The 15,597-nt window shown below is 74.2% G+C and carries 16 protein-coding genes; 7 read left to right on the forward strand and 9 right to left on the reverse strand.

Translation table 11 applies throughout. The features are described from left to right. On the forward strand, nt 1-679 hold a 679-nt coding region (locus H505_RS48440), incomplete at its 5' end, for a glycosyltransferase family 9 protein (protein WP_211238641.1). After that, nucleotides 679-1,635 (forward strand): UDP-glucuronic acid decarboxylase family protein, encoded by a 957-nt coding sequence (locus tag H505_RS0138015; RefSeq protein WP_199747661.1) that lies wholly within the window; start codon nt 679-681, stop codon nt 1,633-1,635. The genes H505_RS48440 and H505_RS0138015, both read left to right, overlap by 1 nt. A gap of 136 nt (nt 1,636-1,771) precedes the next feature. Here the strand turns inward: H505_RS0138015 and H505_RS0138020 are convergent, their stop codons facing one another. From H505_RS0138020 to H505_RS0138035, 4 genes are all read right to left on the reverse strand, one after another. Continuing rightward, a complete protein-coding gene (locus tag H505_RS0138020) occupies nt 1,772-2,173 on the reverse strand; it encodes a DUF2267 domain-containing protein (RefSeq protein WP_026406152.1) in 402 nt (133 codons plus the stop codon). Nucleotides 2,174-2,243: 70 nt separating this feature from the next. After that, entirely contained in the window at nt 2,244-3,155 is a 912-nt protein-coding gene (locus tag H505_RS0138025; protein ID WP_026406153.1) for a polysaccharide pyruvyl transferase family protein, read from the reverse strand. A 353-nt stretch (nt 3,156-3,508) separates the two neighbouring features. After that, nucleotides 3,509-3,949, reverse strand: a complete 441-nt coding sequence (locus H505_RS0138030) for an SRPBCC family protein (RefSeq protein WP_026406154.1) — start codon at nt 3,947-3,949, stop codon at nt 3,509-3,511. Nucleotides 3,950-3,952: 3 nt separating this feature from the next. Beyond that, entirely contained in the window at nt 3,953-4,405 is a 453-nt protein-coding gene (locus H505_RS0138035; protein ID WP_026406155.1) for a DUF6098 family protein, read from the reverse strand. Between the two features lie 144 nt (nt 4,406-4,549). On the opposite strand from H505_RS0138035, the gene H505_RS46945 reads away from it, so the two are divergent. Further along, complete coding sequence (locus H505_RS46945) at nt 4,550-5,560, forward strand: SigB/SigF/SigG family RNA polymerase sigma factor (protein WP_051301616.1); 1,011 nt, start codon at nt 4,550-4,552, stop codon at nt 5,558-5,560. Between the two features lie 33 nt (nt 5,561-5,593). On the opposite strand, the gene H505_RS0138045 is transcribed toward H505_RS46945, so the two are convergent. After that, on the reverse strand, nt 5,594-6,481 hold the full coding sequence (locus H505_RS0138045) for a S1 family peptidase (RefSeq protein ID WP_051301617.1): 888 nt from the start codon (nt 6,479-6,481) through the stop codon (nt 5,594-5,596). Between the two features lie 96 nt (nt 6,482-6,577). Here H505_RS0138045 and H505_RS46950 point away from each other — a divergent pair, with 96 nt between their 5' ends. Next, entirely contained in the window at nt 6,578-7,600 is a 1,023-nt protein-coding gene (locus tag H505_RS46950; protein WP_051301618.1) for a Gfo/Idh/MocA family protein, read from the forward strand. Here the strand turns inward: H505_RS46950 and glpK are convergent. Further along, on the reverse strand, nt 7,576-9,090 hold the full coding sequence (gene glpK / locus H505_RS0138055; protein ID WP_026406157.1) for a glycerol kinase GlpK: 1,515 nt from the start codon (nt 9,088-9,090) through the stop codon (nt 7,576-7,578). The two genes, H505_RS46950 and glpK, sit on opposite strands and share 25 nt — an antisense overlap. Before the next feature lie 146 nt (nt 9,091-9,236). After that, a complete protein-coding gene (locus H505_RS0138060; protein WP_026406158.1) occupies nt 9,237-10,055 on the reverse strand; it encodes an MIP/aquaporin family protein in 819 nt (272 codons plus the stop codon). 374 nt (nt 10,056-10,429) lie between these two features. Here H505_RS0138060 and H505_RS0138065 point away from each other — a divergent pair, with 374 nt between their 5' ends. Beyond that, nucleotides 10,430-11,602, forward strand: a complete 1,173-nt coding sequence (locus H505_RS0138065; RefSeq protein WP_026406159.1) for a serine hydrolase domain-containing protein — start codon at nt 10,430-10,432, stop codon at nt 11,600-11,602. Between the two features lie 27 nt (nt 11,603-11,629). Here the strand turns inward: H505_RS0138065 and H505_RS0138070 are convergent, their stop codons facing one another. Continuing rightward, nucleotides 11,630-12,106, reverse strand: coding sequence for a nuclear transport factor 2 family protein (locus tag H505_RS0138070; protein ID WP_026406160.1), 477 nt, complete (start codon nt 12,104-12,106; stop codon nt 11,630-11,632). A 123-nt stretch (nt 12,107-12,229) separates the two neighbouring features. Between H505_RS0138070 and H505_RS0138075 the strand changes: the two genes are divergently transcribed. After that, nucleotides 12,230-13,102 carry a siderophore-interacting protein gene (locus H505_RS0138075; RefSeq protein WP_051301619.1) on the forward strand — a complete coding sequence of 291 codons (873 nt, stop codon included), beginning with the start codon at nt 12,230-12,232 and terminating at the stop codon, nt 13,100-13,102. Between the two features lie 103 nt (nt 13,103-13,205). On the opposite strand, the gene H505_RS0138080 is transcribed toward H505_RS0138075, so the two are convergent. After that, nucleotides 13,206-14,561 carry an ABC1 kinase family protein gene (locus tag H505_RS0138080; protein WP_026406162.1) on the reverse strand — a complete coding sequence of 452 codons (1,356 nt, stop codon included), beginning with the start codon at nt 14,559-14,561 and terminating at the stop codon, nt 13,206-13,208. A gap of 207 nt (nt 14,562-14,768) precedes the next feature. On the opposite strand from H505_RS0138080, the gene H505_RS0138085 reads away from it, so the two are divergent. Continuing rightward, complete coding sequence (locus tag H505_RS0138085) at nt 14,769-15,596, forward strand: cyanophycinase (protein WP_026406163.1); 828 nt, start codon at nt 14,769-14,771, stop codon at nt 15,594-15,596. Nucleotide 15,597: the final 1 nt, after the last annotated feature.

The raw sequence follows: 15,597 nt of genomic DNA on the forward strand, positions 1-15,597 counted from the left end.
CGCCCGCCCCGGCCTGCCGGAGTCCGGCGGGCCGGAGTGGGACGCCGGCGAGCACGAGGTGGCGCGCTGGTGCAGGCTCGTCGACGCGTACGGGTTCGACGCCGATCCCGGCGACCTGGACCTGCCGCGCCCGCGGACGGCGTCCCCGGCGCCCGGCGCCGTCGTCGTCCACCCCGGCGCGGCCTACCCGGCGCGCCGCTGGCCCGCGGAGCGGTTCGCGGCCGTCGCGGCGGCGCTGCGGGACGCCGGGGAGCGGGTCGTCGTGACCGGCGGCCCCGGCGAGACGGCCCTCGCCGGGCGCGTCGCGGAAGGGGCCGGGCCCGGCGCCGCGGCCGATCTCTCCGGGCGCACCCCGCTCCCGGCGCTCGCCGCGCTGATCGCCGGCGCGCGCCTGGTGGTGTGCGGGGACACGGGCGTGGCGCACCTGGCGACGGCGTACCGCACGCCGTCGGTCGTCCTGTTCGGCCCGACGCCGCCGGATCTGTGGGGTCCGCCGCCGGACCGGTCCGAGCACACGGTGCTGTGGGCCGGGCGGCGCGGCGACCCGCACGGCGCGGCGCCGGATCCCGGCCTGCTGGAGATCGGCGCGGACGAGGCCGTCCGCGCGTCCGTCCGGGCCCTCGCGGCGCACGACCGCCGGACAGGGCACCGCGACACCGCACTGCTGAGGGGGACATGATGAGACATCCACGCGCCGTCGTGACCGGGGGCTCGGGCTTCCTCGGCTCGCACCTGTGCGAGGCGCTGCTGGCCCAAGGGATCTCCGTGGTGTGCATGGACAACCTACTGACCGGGACGTCCCGCAACATCGCGCATCTGACCGAGCGGGGCGACTTCCGGTTCGTCAAGCGCGACCTCACCGAGCCGGTGCACGTGCCGGGCGACGTCGGCTACGTGTTCCACCTCGCGTCGGCGGCGTCCCCCGCGGACTACCTGCGGCTGCCGGTCCAGACGATGGAGGTCGGCAGCCAGGGCACCCGCCACGCGCTGGACCTCGCCGAGAGCAAGGGCGCCCGGTTCGTGCTGGCGTCCACGTCGGAGGTCTACGGGGACCCGCTCGTCCACCCGCAGCCCGAGTCGTACTGGGGGAACGTCAACCCGGTCGGGCCGCGCAGCGTGTACGACGAGGCGAAGCGGTTCGGGGAGGCACTGACGTCGGCGTTCCGGCACGCGCGGGGGCTGGACGCCGCGATCGTGCGGATCTTCAACACCTACGGCCCGCGGATGCGGCCCGACGACGGCCGCGCCGTCCCGACGTTCCTGCGGCAGGCGCTGACCGGGGAGCCGCTGACCGTCACCGGGGACGGCTCGCAGACCCGCTCGATCTGCCACGTCGACGACACCGTCCGCGGCATCGTCGCGCTGGCGCTGTCGGACCATCCGGGGCCGGTGAACATCGGCAGCCCGTACGAGGTGTCGATGGCGGAGCTGGCCCGGCTGGTCATCGAGCTGACCGGGTCGCGGTCGACGCTGCGGTTCGTGGACCGGCCGGAGGACGACCCGCGCGTGCGGCGGCCCGACACGACGCTGGCCGAGGAGGTGCTCGGCTGGCGGCCGCGCATCGGCGTCGAGGAGGGGCTGCGCACCACGATCGAGTGGTTCGCCCGCGAGCTGCCGGTGGCGCGCCCGGCCTGACCGGCCGCGCCCGCCCCCGGGACGCGGGGGCGAGCGGTGGAAAGCGGACGGCCGCGGCGAGGATGCTCCTCGTCGCGGCCGTTCCGCTTTCCGAACCGTCCGCCCGTCTCCGGCCGGCCGGTCCGCCGGTCCCGTTTCAGCCGGAGTGGCCGGCGGTCATCAGGTCCCTGATGTCGGCGGGCAGCGCGTCCCCGACCTTGCGCATGGTGGCCCCCTCGGTCGCCTCGTCGGTGACCTCCAGCACCACCCGCGCCAGGTAGGCGGCGCGCGGATCGTCGGTGCCGGCGCGGGAGGCGATCCGTTCGACGAAGTCGTGCCGGTCGAACCGCTCCCCGCTGCCTCCGCCGCCGTAGACCTCGGTCCGGCGCAGGTGCTCGCCGATCTCGTGTGGCAGCTGCGCGGCGAGGTTGTCGGCGAGGCCCTCCGGGACCCGTTCGCCGAGCGTCTCCAGGACGGCGCGCGTCGCCCGCTCCGCCTGGCTCCAGCCGGAGAGGCGGGCGCGGTCCTGCACCTGGCCGATGAACTCCTCGTGCCGCATGGCGGACTCCTTCCTGTCCTGCCTGCAGTGATGTGCCTGAAATGCAGAAACTGCCCGATATGTCGGGCCGTTAACGTGCGCCGAGGACGTCCAGAAGCTCGCCGAGCATCGTCCCGGACGGCGGTTCCGCGGACGCGCGCCCGGCGCCCTCGGCCGACAGCGCCCAGTCCCACCACCGGTCCAGCTCCGCCCGGTCCAGCAGCGGCGCGCCGTCCCCCGGCGGGGCGCCGCGCGGGACCGTCACGACCGCCGGCCACCCCCACGCCCGCGCCTGCGCGGCGACCTTCGCGCCGCCCGCCACGGGGTCCACGGCCAGCGCGGGCACGCCGTTCTTCAGCGCCAGGACGAGGCCGTGCAGCCGGGTCGTCACGACGAGGTCGAGCCGCCGGAACGCCGACTCCAGCTCCGCCGCCGCGGTGAACAGCCGCCAGTCGCGCGGATCGAGCCGGGTGTCCAGGACCAGCCGGGCGCAGGACCGCTCCCCGAGCCACCCGGTCAGCTCCTCCTCGACGGCGCCGTGCCGCCGCCGGTCGCCGTACTCGCGCTGCCCCGGCGCCAGCACCACCCCGACCACGGGCACGGACACGGTCGGCGGCAGCGCGGCCAGGTCCTGCCGCGGGCCCGCCGCGGGGGCGTCCCGGGCGAGGACGGCGTCGAACCCGGTGACCGCCGGGTCGTCCGGGTCGACCACCGACACGCCGACGGCGACGCGGCGGCACCGGGCGTACCGGCGGTGCAGGCCGCGGACCTGCTCGCCGTGCGCGGGCCCGCACACGAACACGACGTCGGTGTAGTCGTCCGGGTCGGCTCCCTCCAGATCGAGCCCGCCCGGCCGGAAGACGGGGCTCCAGGCGAGGTCGCACGCCACCCCCGCGCCGGTCAGCGCCCGCCGGACCGCCTCCATCGCCAGGACGTCCCCTGCGGTGGCCTCGCCGTGCAGGAAGCTCGGCCACCCGGTCACCAGGACGCGGGGCGCGCTCACCGCCCCTCCGCCCACCGCCGGCCGGGGGCGGCCCGCTTCCGCCGCGGCGGGGGCGCCGGACCGGGGCCGGCGGCCGGGGGCGCGGCGGCGGGCGGACGGGTGCGCGTCATGGGTCTCTCCAGTGCGTGTGACGCCGCGGTGACGGTTCAAAAACCTGCCGGTTTACCGAGGACGCCGCGCGGGCAGAGTCAGTGAGCGGCCCAGTCGCGACCTCGGAGCCACGTGCTCGGAGCCGTGAGCCTGGGCCGCACCACTCCTCCCCTCCCGGTTCCCGCGCTCCGGCCGACTATGCGGCCCGGCCGCCCCCGACGGCGCCGGGCCGGACGCACCCGGGCCCGCGGGCGGGCGCCCGCTCAGACGGTGACGCCGTCCACGTCCCGGGCACGGCCCTCGACCAGCCGCTTGAAGCGCTGCAGGTCCCCCTTCAGCCGGCGGGTGAGCGCGCCCGCCCGGTCGCCGGTGCGCGCCGCGATCCGCTCGGGGTCGAACTCCAGCCGCACCGTCACCCGCGCCGTCGTGGCGTCCAGGCGGCGGAACGTCACGACGCCGGAGTGCAGCGGGCCGTCCGGCGACGTCCACGCGATGCGCTCCTGCGGGAGCCGCTCCACCACCGTCACGTCGAACTCCCGGACGACGCCGCCGCCGCGCGCCGCCCAGCGCGTCGTGGCCTCGTCGATCCGCCGGACCTCCCGCACCCCCGCCATGAACCGCGGGAAGGTCTCCGACCGCGTCCACTGCCGGTACGCGACGGCCACCGGCACGGTGACGTTGACCGATTCGGTGATCGTGCCCACGGCTCACCGCCCTTCTCCCCCGCCGCCCCGGTCCAGCGGCCCCCACGCGCCGCGCCGGTCCCGCTCGAGGACGTCCGCGGCCTGGTCGAGGACGCGCCGGTCGACCAGCGCGACGGGCACCGGACGCGCGACGATCGGCTCGTTGTCGGGGCCCCGGCCCACCTCCTCGCCCTCCAGCACCCACGGCCGGGCGCCGTGCGCCCGCGCGTTCCGCAGGTGCGAGTAGTCGTGCAGGCGCCGGGCCACCCACAGGACGGTCGACCGCTCGCCCCACCACGGCTCCACGGCCAGCGGATTCGCCGACAGCCCCGGCAGTCGCGCCCCGGTCAGCCCGTCCACGCTGTGCGGCCGGTCCCGATCGGCCTCCGGGTCGGGCGACCAGCGCACGTACAGCTCCGGCCGCGCCTCCAGGAGCTCCGCCAGCCTCTCCAGTTCCGTGACCACCTCAAGCGCCATGCACCCCCTTTTCCCCGCCGTCCCGCGTCGATTCGCGCCCCGCCCGCGGGAAGGCGGGATCCGGTGTGAGGCCGACTCTGCCGGGTAGAGGGGGCGGAGCACCGCATCCCCCCGCATGCCGCACTTGTGCGCTAAGGAGACATTTTGATCACGTCGGCGCCCCTCGACCGCCGAACGCAACGGCACCGTCCCGGCACTCCGCAGGAGCACGCCTCGGGCACCGAACTCCCGGCCCCCTCCCCCGCCCCCGCCCCCGAACACGCCGCGGCGCCCGCGGACCCGGCCGCCGCGGAGACCGCCGCGCCCGCCCCCGGCTCCGGCCGCCCGGCCGCGGACCCCGAACCGCCCGGACGTCCCGGCGCGGCCGCGCGCCCCGACGCCCCCCGCCGCGCGGACGACGGGCAGGCCGAGGCGCTGCTCGCCGAGATGAACCGGCTCGCCGAGGACGACCCGCGCCGCGAGCGGCTGCGCGCCCGCCTCGTCGACCTGCACGCCGCGCTCGTCCGCGGGGTGGCGCGGCGGTACGCGAACCGCGGCGAGCCGATGGACGACCTGGTGCAGGTCGCCTACCTCGGCCTCGTCAAGGCCATCAACCGGTTCGACCCCGAGGTCGGCGACCGGTTCGTCACCTACGCCTACCCGGTGGTCACCGGCGAGGTGAAGCGGCACTTCCGGGACAAGACGTGGGGCCTGCGGGTGTCGCGCCGCATCCAGGAACTGCGCCCCGTGCTGCAGCGCACCGTCCAGGACTTCACCCGGGAGCACGGCCGCTCCCCCACGACCCGGGAGATCGCCGCGCTCATGGAGATCGGCGAGGACGAGGCCGTCGAGGTCCTGGTGGCCTGCGACGCCTACCGCCCGCTGTCCCTGGAGGCCCCGGCGGACGGCGGGCAGGGCGGCGACGGCGGCGGCACCGTCGGCGAGTACCTCGGCTCCGACGACCCGGAGCTGGACGCCTTCATCGACGGGCACGCGCTGCGCCCGCTCATCGACGAGCTGCCCGAGCGGGAGCGCACGATCCTGCTGCTGCGCTTCTTCGGCAACAAGACCCAGACGCAGATCGCCGAGCAGATCGGCCTGTCCCAGATGCACGTGTCGCGGCTGCTGCGCAGCACCCTGGACAAGCTCCGCGCCGGGCTGCTCGCCGAGCGGTGAGCGGGTCGGCGGGCGGCCCGGCGCGGCGCCCCCTCAGGTCCGCGCGGGCTCGGGCAGCGCGCAGGTCCCGCCGACCGCGACGTCGCCGCCCGGGGCGAGGCAGCGGGCGAGCGCGTACGTCTGCTGCCCGTACGACGCGCCCGGCCGCACGGTCACCCGGCCGTTGCGGTCCACCTCGCACGGATTGTTCAGGGTGCAGCGCTCGCCGTCCTCGTTCCCCGTGTTGTTGACGGCGACGACCGCGCCCGTCGACGCGTCGACCACCGGGGAGCCGGACGTGCCGCCGATCGTCCGGCAGGCGGAGGTGTAGCGGATCGAGTCGGCCCAGGTCCACTCGGCCTCGCGGAGCCGGTGGACGGTCCCGCCGATCGAGCAGGCGTAGATCTGCCGCCAGTACCCGGACACGACCCGGATCGGGGTGCCGTCCGGCGGCCGGGCCGCCGACAGCCGCAGGGCCGGGACGCCGTACCGCCGCCGGATCTCGGCGTAGCTGGCGTCCAGCCGGTACACGGCGACGTCGGTGCCGGTCATCGTGGCGTACTCGAGGTTGTCGGCGCGCAGCGTGCCGAGGTTCCGGCGGCCCGTCCGGTCGAGCAGCGTGAACGTCCGCGCGGAGGGCCGGTCGACGATCACCTCGCCCGCCCCCGGCATCCCGGTGCTCAGGCAGTGCCCGTTCGTCATCACCAGGGCCGGGTCGCCGTCGCGGGACCGCGGCCCGCGCACCAGCGAGCCCGAGCAGTTGTCCAGGGCCACGATGCCCGTGAAGTCGACCGCGGCCTGCCGGGCGTACCCGGCCGGTCCCCCCGCCTCCGGCACCGTCCGGGCCGCCGCGGCGGCGGGCGGGACGGCGAGCAGGGCCGTGGAGACGAGGCCGATCGTGAAGCCGATCGTCAGGCCGGTCGTGCCGAGACGTCCGAGCATGTGTTTCCCTCCGCAGTCGATTCACTACTGTCCGTGACTTGATGTTAAATCGGCCGCGGCGTCTCCAAAAGACTTGATCGCCGTTACGATCACCCCATGGCGGGATCAACGGTGCGCTGGGGCATATTGGGTACGGGCGGAATCGCCGCGACGTTCACCGAGGATCTGGGCCTCCTCCCCGACCACGAGGTCGTCGCCGTCGGGTCGCGGTCGGCCGCCTCCGCGTCCGCGTACGCCGAGCGGTTCGGGATCCCCCGCGCGCACGCGTCGTACGCCGGTCTCGCCGCCGACGACGGCGTCGACGTCGTCTACGTCGCCACCCCGCATCCCCTGCACTTCGAGCCCGCGCGGCTGTGCATGGAGGCCGGACGGGCCGTGCTGGTGGAGAAGCCCCTCACCACGTCCGCCGACGACGCCGAGAAGCTCGCGGCGATCGCCCGCGAGCACGGCGTGTTCGCCATGGAGGGCATGTGGACGCGGTTCAACCCGCTCGTCCGCCGCCTCCGCGAACTGGTCGCGGACGGCGCGATCGGCGAGGTGACGTCCGTGTACGCGGACTTCTCCGTCGCGGCCGAGTTCGACCCGGCGCACCGGCAGTGGTCCCCCGCGCTCGGCGGCGGCGCGCTGCTCGACCTCGGCTGCTACCCCGTGTCGTTCACCTGGCCGCTGCTCGGCCCGCCCGCGACCGTGCAGGTCGCCGCGAGCCCCGCGCCCACCGGCGTGGACGCCAACACCGGGATCATGTTCGGCTACGAGTCCGGCGCGGTCGCGCTGCTGCACTGCGGGCTCACCGGGTTCTCCCCGCACACCGCCACCGTCGTGGGCACGCGGGGCCGCGTCGACGTCGCGGCCCCGTTCTACCGGCCGTCCGCCATGACCCTGATGCGGGCCGGCGCCGCGCCCGAGAAGATCACCGCGGACGTCCCCGGGCACGGGTTCACCTACGAGGCCGAGGAGGTCGCGCGCTGCCTGCGCGCGGGCCTCACCGAGTCGCCGCTGATGCCGCTGGACGAGACCGTCGCGATCCTGCGGACCCTCGACGAGATCGCCGCGCGGTTCACCGCGTCGTTCGCGGACCGGCCGGCGGGCGGCGCTCAGTCGACGTCCACCCAGCCGTAGGTGCGCTCCACGGCCTTCTTCCAGCCGGCGTAGCCCTCGGCGCGGCGCTCCTCGCTCCAGGTGGGCTCCCAGCGCCTGTCCTCGTTCCAGTTCCGGCGGAGCTCGTCGGTGCCGGACCAGAAACCGGTGGCGAGGCCCGCCGCGTAGGCGGCGCCGAGGGCGGTCGTCTCGGCGACGACGGGGCGGGAGACGGGGACGCCGAGGATGTCGGCCTGCATCTGCATGCACAGCTCGTTGGCGGTGACGCCGCCGTCGACCTTGAGGACGTCCAGGGAGACGCCGGAGTCGGCGTGCATGGCCTCGACGACGTCCCGGCTCTGGTAGCAGATGGACTCCAGGGTGGCGCGGGCGAGGTGCGCGTTGGTGTTGAACCGGGAGAGCCCGACGATGGCGCCGCGCGCGTCCGAGCGCCAGTAGGGGGCGAACAGCCCGGAGAAGGCGGGCACGAAGTAGACGCCGCCGTTGTCGTCGACCTGGCGGGCGAGGGCCTCGGACTGCGCGGCGCCCGAGATGATCCCGAGCTGGTCGCGCAGCCACTGCACCGCCGACCCCGTCACCGCGATCGACCCCTCCAGCGCGAACACCGGCTTGGCGTCCCCGAACCGGTAGCAGACCGTCGTCAGCATCCCGGCCTCCGACCTCACCAGCTCCTCACCGGTGTTGAGGAGCAGGAAGTTGCCGGTGCCGTAGGTGTTCTTGGCCTCGCCGGGCGCGAAGCACACCTGCCCGACCGTGGCGGCCTGCTGGTCGCCGAGGATCCCGGTCAGCGGCACCTCGCCGCCCAGCGAGGCCGCCCGCGTGACGCCGTAGGGCTCCGGCGAGGACGAGGAGCGGATCTCCGGCAGCATCGCCCTGGGCACGCCGAAGAAGGACAGGAGCTCGTCGTCCCAGTCGAGGGTCTCCAGGTCCATGAGCATGGTGCGGCTGGCGTTGGTGACGTCGGTGACGTGCACGCCGCCGTCCCGCCCGCCGGTCAGGTTCCACAGCACCCAGGTGTCCATGGTCCCGAAGACGGCCTCGCCCTTCTCGGCGGCCTCGCGGACCCCGTCGACGTTCTCCAGGATCCACTGGATCTTGCCGCCGGCGAAGTACGTCGCGGGCGGCAGCCCCGCACGGTGCCGGATGACGTCGCCGCGGCCGTCCCGGTCCAGGGCGGAGGCGATCCGGTCGGTGCGGGTGTCCTGCCACACGATCGCGTTGTGGTACGGGCGTCCGGTGCGGCGGTTCCAGACGAGCGTGGTCTCCCGCTGGTTGGTGATGCCGAACGCGGCCAGGTCGCCGTAGTCGAGGTGCGCCTTGTTCAGGGTCGTCTGGACGACCGCGCGGGTGCGCTCCCAGATCTCGGTGGGGTTGTGCTCGACCCAGCCCGCCCGCGGCAGGATCTGCTCGTGCTCGAGCTGGTGGCGGGCGACCTCGTTCCCGCCGTGGTCGAAGATCATGAAACGGGTGCTGGTCGTCCCCTGGTCGAGCGCTCCGACGAAGTCGGCCATCGATGCCTGCCTTTCTGCTGGAGGGCCGAGGCCCTCGCCACCTCGCGTCCGTCCGCCTCGCGGTGCCGTGCCAGGTCGCGTCCCGCACGGGTCGCGTCTTGCTCGGTCGCCTCTTGTCCGGACGCGTCTTTCTCGGTCGCGTCCGCTCAGTCCACGTCGTACTCGGGGCGGGGCTCGCCGTCACCGGGCCCCTCGGCGGGGAGCATGCGCCCGATGAGCAGGATGTAGAGCCCCGCGCCGATGATCCCCCCGATGATCGGTCCGGCGATCGGCACCCAGAAGTAGAGATCACCGTACTGATCCCGCCACGCCTCCCCGTAGCCGGTGAGGAACTGGGCGAGGCGCGGGCCGAAGTCGCGCGCCGGGTTGATCGCGTAGCCGGCGTTGGTGCCCCACGCCATCCCGATCGCCACCACCACGAGCCCGATGATGAACGGCGTCATGTTCGCCAGCGGCGGCGAGTTGCGCAGGTCGGTGAGGGCGAGCACCAGGAAGAGGAGGATCGCGGTGCCGATGACCTGGTCGCGGAACCCGCCCCACATCCCGACGGGCAGCTCGCCGTTGCCGGGCATGGTGGAGAAGACGGCCTGCGACTTCTGTGTCAGGCCCGGGTCGAACGCGTGCAGGACCTCGGTGTAGTTCCAGCGGACGAGTAGCGCGGCGATGAACGCGCCGAGCATCTGCGCGGCGATATACGGCAGGACCTTGCGCCAGGGGAAGCCCTTGAAGACGGCGAGCGCGACCGTCACGGCCGGGTTGATGTGGCCGCCGCTGATCCGGGCCGAGACGTAGACGCCCAGGGTGACGGCGAGTCCCCAGGCCCAGGAGATGCTGTCGTGGTCGCCGATCCCGGCCGCCGCGACCTGCGCGACGACCGCGAGACCGAACAGTATGAGGATCAGCGTGCCGGCGAATTCCGCGGCCATTTCCCGGGCCAGTTCGGGGACCTTCGGCCCTTTCGTCATCCGCGCCTCCTCGGAGTGTGACGTGGAACACAACTGACGCGAACGTAAATAATCATCACGGACATGGTCAACCGTCGCGGACGGATGATTTCGTCGCACCGGCCGCCCGCGCCACGCACGAAGATCGTCCGCGGAGACGGGCATTCCCCGGCGCGCCGCCGCTACACGGCCCGCGCGCACCCGTCCCGCCGCACCTCACCGCCCCGAGGCCGCCGCCGCGGCCCCCTCGTCCCCCCGCGGCGGGTCACGGCGCCGGACCCGCCGCGGCGCGCACCGCCCGGAGACAGAAAAATGTCGCCGAATATATCGACGCGTCGTCCAATATCGATCATGATCAGAGCAGCCCGCCGATCCCGCACCCCCAGGGAGACCCGATGCGCCGCACGCCTTGGACGTTCGCGCTCGCCCCCGCCGCCGTGACGGTCGCCCTCACGCTGACCGCCGCGCCGGCCGCCGCCGACCCGGCCGCGCCCGGTCCCGCCCCGTCCGCGCTCCGCCCGTCCGGCCCGGCGGCGCTCTCCGCGGACGCCGAACCGGCGCGCGGCTTCGACCCGCTGCGCCCGTCGTCCGACCCGGTGGAGCTGCGCGAGGCGCACCGGCCGCTGTCGGTGACCTACACCCACGACGGCGCGGAGCGCACGCTCGACGACTACCTGGCCCGGACGGGCACGCAGGGCTTCGTCGTCCTGGACGGGCGGGACGTCGTCTTCGAGCGGTACACGGCGGCGAACCGGGACTCGCTGTTCCAGTCGTGGTCGGTCGCCAAGTCGTTCACCTCGGCGGCGGTCGGCGTCGCGCTCGGCGAGGGGGCCATCGACTCGATCGACGATCCGGTCACCGAGTACCTGCCGGAGCTCGCGGGTTCCGGCTTCGCCGGCGTCTCGCTGCGCGACCTGCTCCGGATGACGTCGGGCATCGACTGGGAGGAGGCGCAGGACGTCCCGTTCGTGCACGTCGCCGCGAGCCTCGGCTACCCGCTGCCCGAACTGGCGAAGCGGCAGAAGCGCGGCTGGGAGCCCGGCACCCGGTTCGAGTACACGAGCATGAACTCGTTCGTGCTGGCCTGGACGGTCGCCGAGGCGACGGGCGTCCCCTTCCACACCTACGTGCAGGAGAAGATCTGGGGCCCGGCGGGGATGGGCGCCAAGGCGTTCCTCGGCAACGACTCCAGCGGCAACAGCATGGGCTACTGCTGCGTCTACGCGACCGACCGCGACTTCGCCCGGTTCGGGCTGCTGTACCTGAACGGCGGCCGGGCGAACGGGCGGCAGGTCGTGCCCGAGTCCTGGGTGGAGCGGTCGACGAGCCCGTCCGCGTCCTTCAACCGGGGGTACGGGTTCCAGTGGTGGCTGGAGGACGACGGCGACTTCTCCGCGAACGGCCTCGGCGGGCAGCGCATCTGGGTGTCGCCCGAGTACGGCGTCGTGATCGTGAAGTCGACCCTCTACACCCTGGCGGGCGAGGACGAGACGGAAGCCGCGTTCGAGGCCGTCGCCGCCGAGGTGGCCCGCACCCGCGCGGCCCGCACCGCCGCCCCCGCGCGCTGACGGGCGTTCGCGGGCGCCGGCGCGCCGTCACTCCCGCCCGGCCTCCCCCGCGAGCCACGGGTAGCGGGCGGTGTCGCCGCCCGCGTAGTCGGGATCCAGGTAGATGAAGACGCGCTGGATCTTCCAGTCGCGGATCTCGAAGACGTCGCACCAGCGTCCGGCGCCCCACTCGGGAACGCCCGCGCGCCAGGGGCCGTCGCGGTGCTCGCCGTGGCTGGTGCCCTCGCACACGAGCGTGTCCCCGCCGGAGAAGATCCAGTTGAACATGGCGTAGTGGTGCCGGATCGAGGTGATCGTCCCGCCGACGTCGCCGAACAGCCGGGCGATCTCGTCCCTGCCGGTGGCGAGGCCCCACTTCGGGAAGTACACCTGCGCGTCGTCGGCGAACAGGTCGAGGATCGGCGACCCGTCGGAGGCCACGCCGCCGTTGTCGAACCCCTTGAGGTACTCCAGCGCCACCGACTTGCGCTGCTCGTCCGTCATCGTGTGCCTGCCGACCGCCATGAGCCCACCCGCCGGGTCGCCGGAACGCCGTCCGGCCGACGGTATCCCGAACGGCGGGAACAATCAGGATCTTCCGCAAGTTAGGCTTACCTAACGGGATTGGCCGACAACAGCGGAGGATGCATGGCGACGGAACCGGTGCGCGGGAAGCCGGAGCTCAACCGGGGCCCGGCGCGCAGGAAGGCGAGGCTCCACGTGGGCACGGTACTGCGCACCGAGCGGCTCACCCCGCACATGATCCGGGTCGTCCTGGGCGGCGACGGGCTCGCGAACTTCGACGCGGGCGAGTTCACCGACCACTACGTGAAGCTCCAGTTTCCGCGTCCCGGGGTCGAGTATCCGGAGCCGTTCGACATGGAGCGGATCCGCGCCGAGATGCCCCGCGAGCAGTGGCCGATGACCCGCACCTACACGGTGCGCGCGTGGGACGCCGACGCCCGCGAGCTGACGATCGACTTCGTGTACCACGGCGACCAGGGCGTCGCGGGCCCGTGGGCGGCGAACGCGAAGCCGGGCGACGAGCTGGTGTTCCTCGGGCCGGGCGGGGCGTACGCGCCGAGCGCGGACGCGGGCTGGCACCTGCTGGCCGGCGACGAGAGCGCGCTGCCGGCCATCGCGGCGTCGCTGGAGCGGCTGCCCGCGGGCGTCCCCGCCCGCGTGCTCGTCGAGGTGGCCGGGCCGGAGGAGCGGCAGGACCTCCCCGGCGGCGTCGAGGTGACGTGGCTGTACCGGGGCGGCGAGAAGGTCGGCGACCTGCTGGTGGACGCGGTGCAGAAGCTCGCCTGGCCGGACGGCGAGGTGCACGCGTTCGTCCACGGCGAGGCGAACTTCGTCAAGACGCTTCGGCGGTACCTTCGGGTCGAGCGGCAGATCCCGATGGAGCGGCTGTCGATCTCGGGCTACTGGCGGCTGGGCCGCGACGAGGACGGCTGGCAGTCGTCCAAGCGCGAGTGGAACCGGCAGGTCGAGGAGGAAGAGGCCCGGGCGCTCGCCTGACGCCCCGGCCCGTGCCGCGCGGGCCCGGTCCGAAGACCTCCGCACGAAGGCCCGCCACGCGTCCGGCGCGTGGCGGGCCTTCGCCCGCCTTCGCGTGGGGCCGTCAGGCCGTGATCTCCTCCGGGGCGTCGGTGCCGGGGTCGTCGTCGGCGAAGCCGGGCAGCCACCGCTCGGCCTCGGCGCGGTAGGCGCCCTCGGCCTCGAGCTGGCACAGGACGCCGCCGCCCCCGGCGAGGGCGCGGCTGACGGCGAGGTACTGGGGCGGCAGCCGGAACTGGCGGGCGAGCGCGCCCGGCCGCATGTCGGAGGCCAGGCCGAGCCCGCGCGCGGTCTGCTCGCGCATCCACTCGCGGTTGTAGCGGAAGCGCTCCACGGCGAACGGGGCGGCGTGCGGGGCGATGAGGTCGGCGACCTCGTCGGGGTCGACCTCGGCGTCCTCGGCGAGCCAGCCCTCCTCCCAGAGGGCGTCGACGATCGCGTCGGGGTCGCCGAGGGTGCCGATGCGCAGCAGCCGTCCGATGGACCACTGCAGCTCGGCGGGGACGCGCGCGGCGCCGCCGAAGTCCATGACGCCGAGCCGGCCGTCGTCCAGCAGCCGGAAGTTGCCCGGGTGCGGGTCGATGTGGATCATCTCGCAGCGGGCGGGGCCCGACAGCAGGAAGCGGAACAGCAGCAGCCCGGCGCGGTCGCGGTCGTCCTGGTCGCCCTCGGCGATGACGCGGGCGAGCGGGGCGCCCTCGAGCCACTCGGTGACCAGCACGTTGCCCGACTGGGCGACGACGGCGGGGACCAGGAAGTCGGGGTCGCCGGCGTAGGCGTCATGGAAGGCGGTCTGCGCGCGCGCCTCGTCGACGTAGTCGAGTTCCTTCTCCAGCCGCCGCCTCAGGTCGGCGATCACGGGCTTGACCTCGACGCCGGGGAACAGCGGCGTGAACAGGCGGCTGAGCCGGGAGATCTGCGCGAAGTCGCTCATCAGTGCCTGCGCGGCGCCCGGGTACTGCACCTTGACGGCCACGGTGCGGCCGTCGTGCCACACGGCCTTGTGGACCTGGCCGATGGACGCGGCGGCGGCCGGGACGTCGTCGAACTCGGCGAACTTCTCGCGCCAGTCGTCCCCGAGCCCCTCGGCCAGGACGCGGTGGGTGGTCTCGGCGGGCATCGGCGGCGCCGCCTCCTGCAGCCGGGTGAGGCTGGCGCGGAAGGGGCCGGCGACCTCCTCGGGGAGCCCGGCCTCGAAGATGGACAGGAGCTGCCCGACCTTCATCGCGCCGCCCTTGAGTTCGCCGAGCACGCTGAAGAGCTGCTCGGCGGTGCGGCGCTGCACCTCGAGGGCCACGGTCTCGGCGGGCCTGCCGAAGGTGCGCTTGCCGAACCCCACGGCGGTGCGCCCGGCGAAGCCGAGCGGCAGGGAGGCGAGCTTGGCGGTGCGCGTCACCGCGCGGCGGGGAATGTCGCTCACGGCCGGTCGTCCCTTGTTCGACGCTACGTCCAATGAAAGCTTCTGACGGGCGTCGGACACCATGGAACGGTCGTCCGCCCGTAAAGGTTCAGCGTACGCGCGGGCCGGAAGATTCCCCGGAGGCGCGGCGGAACGTACCCGGCACGGGTGGATATGACATGACGCGCCCATTGGACTACCCAGAGTGATGGGGGGTAGTTGGCTGATGTGAACGACACGGATGCCGGACGCAAGGGCCGGTTGCTGATCATCGGTGGGGCCGAGAACCGGACGTGCGGGGCCGGTCCGCTCGAGACGTTCGCGGAGCTGGCCGGCGGCGAGGACGCGCGGATCGTGGTGATCACGACGGCGACGGAGGTCCCGGACGAGGTCGCCGAGGAGTACACGGCGGTGTTCGGCCGGCTCGGGGTGCCGTCGGTGCGCGAGCTGCGGCTGCTGGGCCGGCGGGCCGCGGACGACCCGGCGACGCTGCGGGCGCTGGAGACCGCGACCGGCGTGCTGTTCAGCGGCGGGGACCAGTCGCGGCTGCGGACGCTGGTCGGGTCGCGGACGAACGAGCTGCTCAAGCGGCGGTTCGAGCAGGAGGGCCTGGTGATCGCCGGGACGAGCGCCGGCGCCACCGCGATGGGCCACTGGATGATCCTCGGCGGCGGCGGCCACGAGGTGGCGGCGTCGAGCGTCAAGGTGGGGCCGGGCCTGTCGCTGCTGCCCGACGTCCTGATCGACATGCACTTCAACGAGCGGGGCCGGCTGCCGCGGCTGCTGAGCGGGATAGCGCTGGAGACGCGGCTGCTGGGGGTCGGCATCGACGAGGACACCGCGATCTGCGTGGGCGACGGCCAGTTCACGGTGGTGGGGACGGGCGTGGTGACGGTCGTGGACGCGAGCCAGTGCACGGTCGCCTACGCCGCGTCCGACGACGAGCCGATGGCGATGCTCGACGTCGCGCTGCACCTCCTCCCGGCGGGGTGCACCTTCCAGATGAACGACAGGCTGCCGGCCGTCGGCACGATGCGCGGCCCGAAGGGGGACTGAC

Source organism: Actinomadura rifamycini DSM 43936 (genome assembly GCF_000425065.1).
GTDB lineage: Bacteria > Actinomycetota > Actinomycetes > Streptosporangiales > Streptosporangiaceae > Spirillospora > Spirillospora rifamycini.

Excerpts from the sequence above, each read along its gene's own strand:
- H505_RS46950 (WP_051301618.1), top strand. The coding sequence starts at position 6,578 with ATGGCGGGATCAACGGTGCGCTGGGGCATATTGGGTACGGGCGGAATC.
- H505_RS0138015 (WP_199747661.1), top strand. The coding sequence starts at position 679 with ATGAGACATCCACGCGCCGTCGTGACCGGGGGCTCGGGCTTCCTCGGC.
- H505_RS0138045 (WP_051301617.1), bottom strand. The coding sequence starts at position 6,481 with ATGCTCGGACGTCTCGGCACGACCGGCCTGACGATCGGCTTCACGATC.
- H505_RS0138035 (WP_026406155.1), bottom strand. The coding sequence starts at position 4,405 with ATGGCGCTTGAGGTGGTCACGGAACTGGAGAGGCTGGCGGAGCTCCTG.
- H505_RS0138075 (WP_051301619.1), top strand. The coding sequence starts at position 12,230 with ATGGCGACGGAACCGGTGCGCGGGAAGCCGGAGCTCAACCGGGGCCCG.
- H505_RS0138060 (WP_026406158.1), bottom strand. The coding sequence starts at position 10,055 with ATGACGAAAGGGCCGAAGGTCCCCGAACTGGCCCGGGAAATGGCCGCG.
- H505_RS0138020 (WP_026406152.1), bottom strand. The coding sequence starts at position 2,173 with ATGCGGCACGAGGAGTTCATCGGCCAGGTGCAGGACCGCGCCCGCCTC.
- H505_RS0138065 (WP_026406159.1), top strand. The coding sequence starts at position 10,430 with ATGCGCCGCACGCCTTGGACGTTCGCGCTCGCCCCCGCCGCCGTGACG.
- glpK (WP_026406157.1), bottom strand. The coding sequence starts at position 9,090 with ATGGCCGACTTCGTCGGAGCGCTCGACCAGGGGACGACCAGCACCCGT.
- H505_RS0138070 (WP_026406160.1), bottom strand. The coding sequence starts at position 12,106 with ATGGCGGTCGGCAGGCACACGATGACGGACGAGCAGCGCAAGTCGGTG.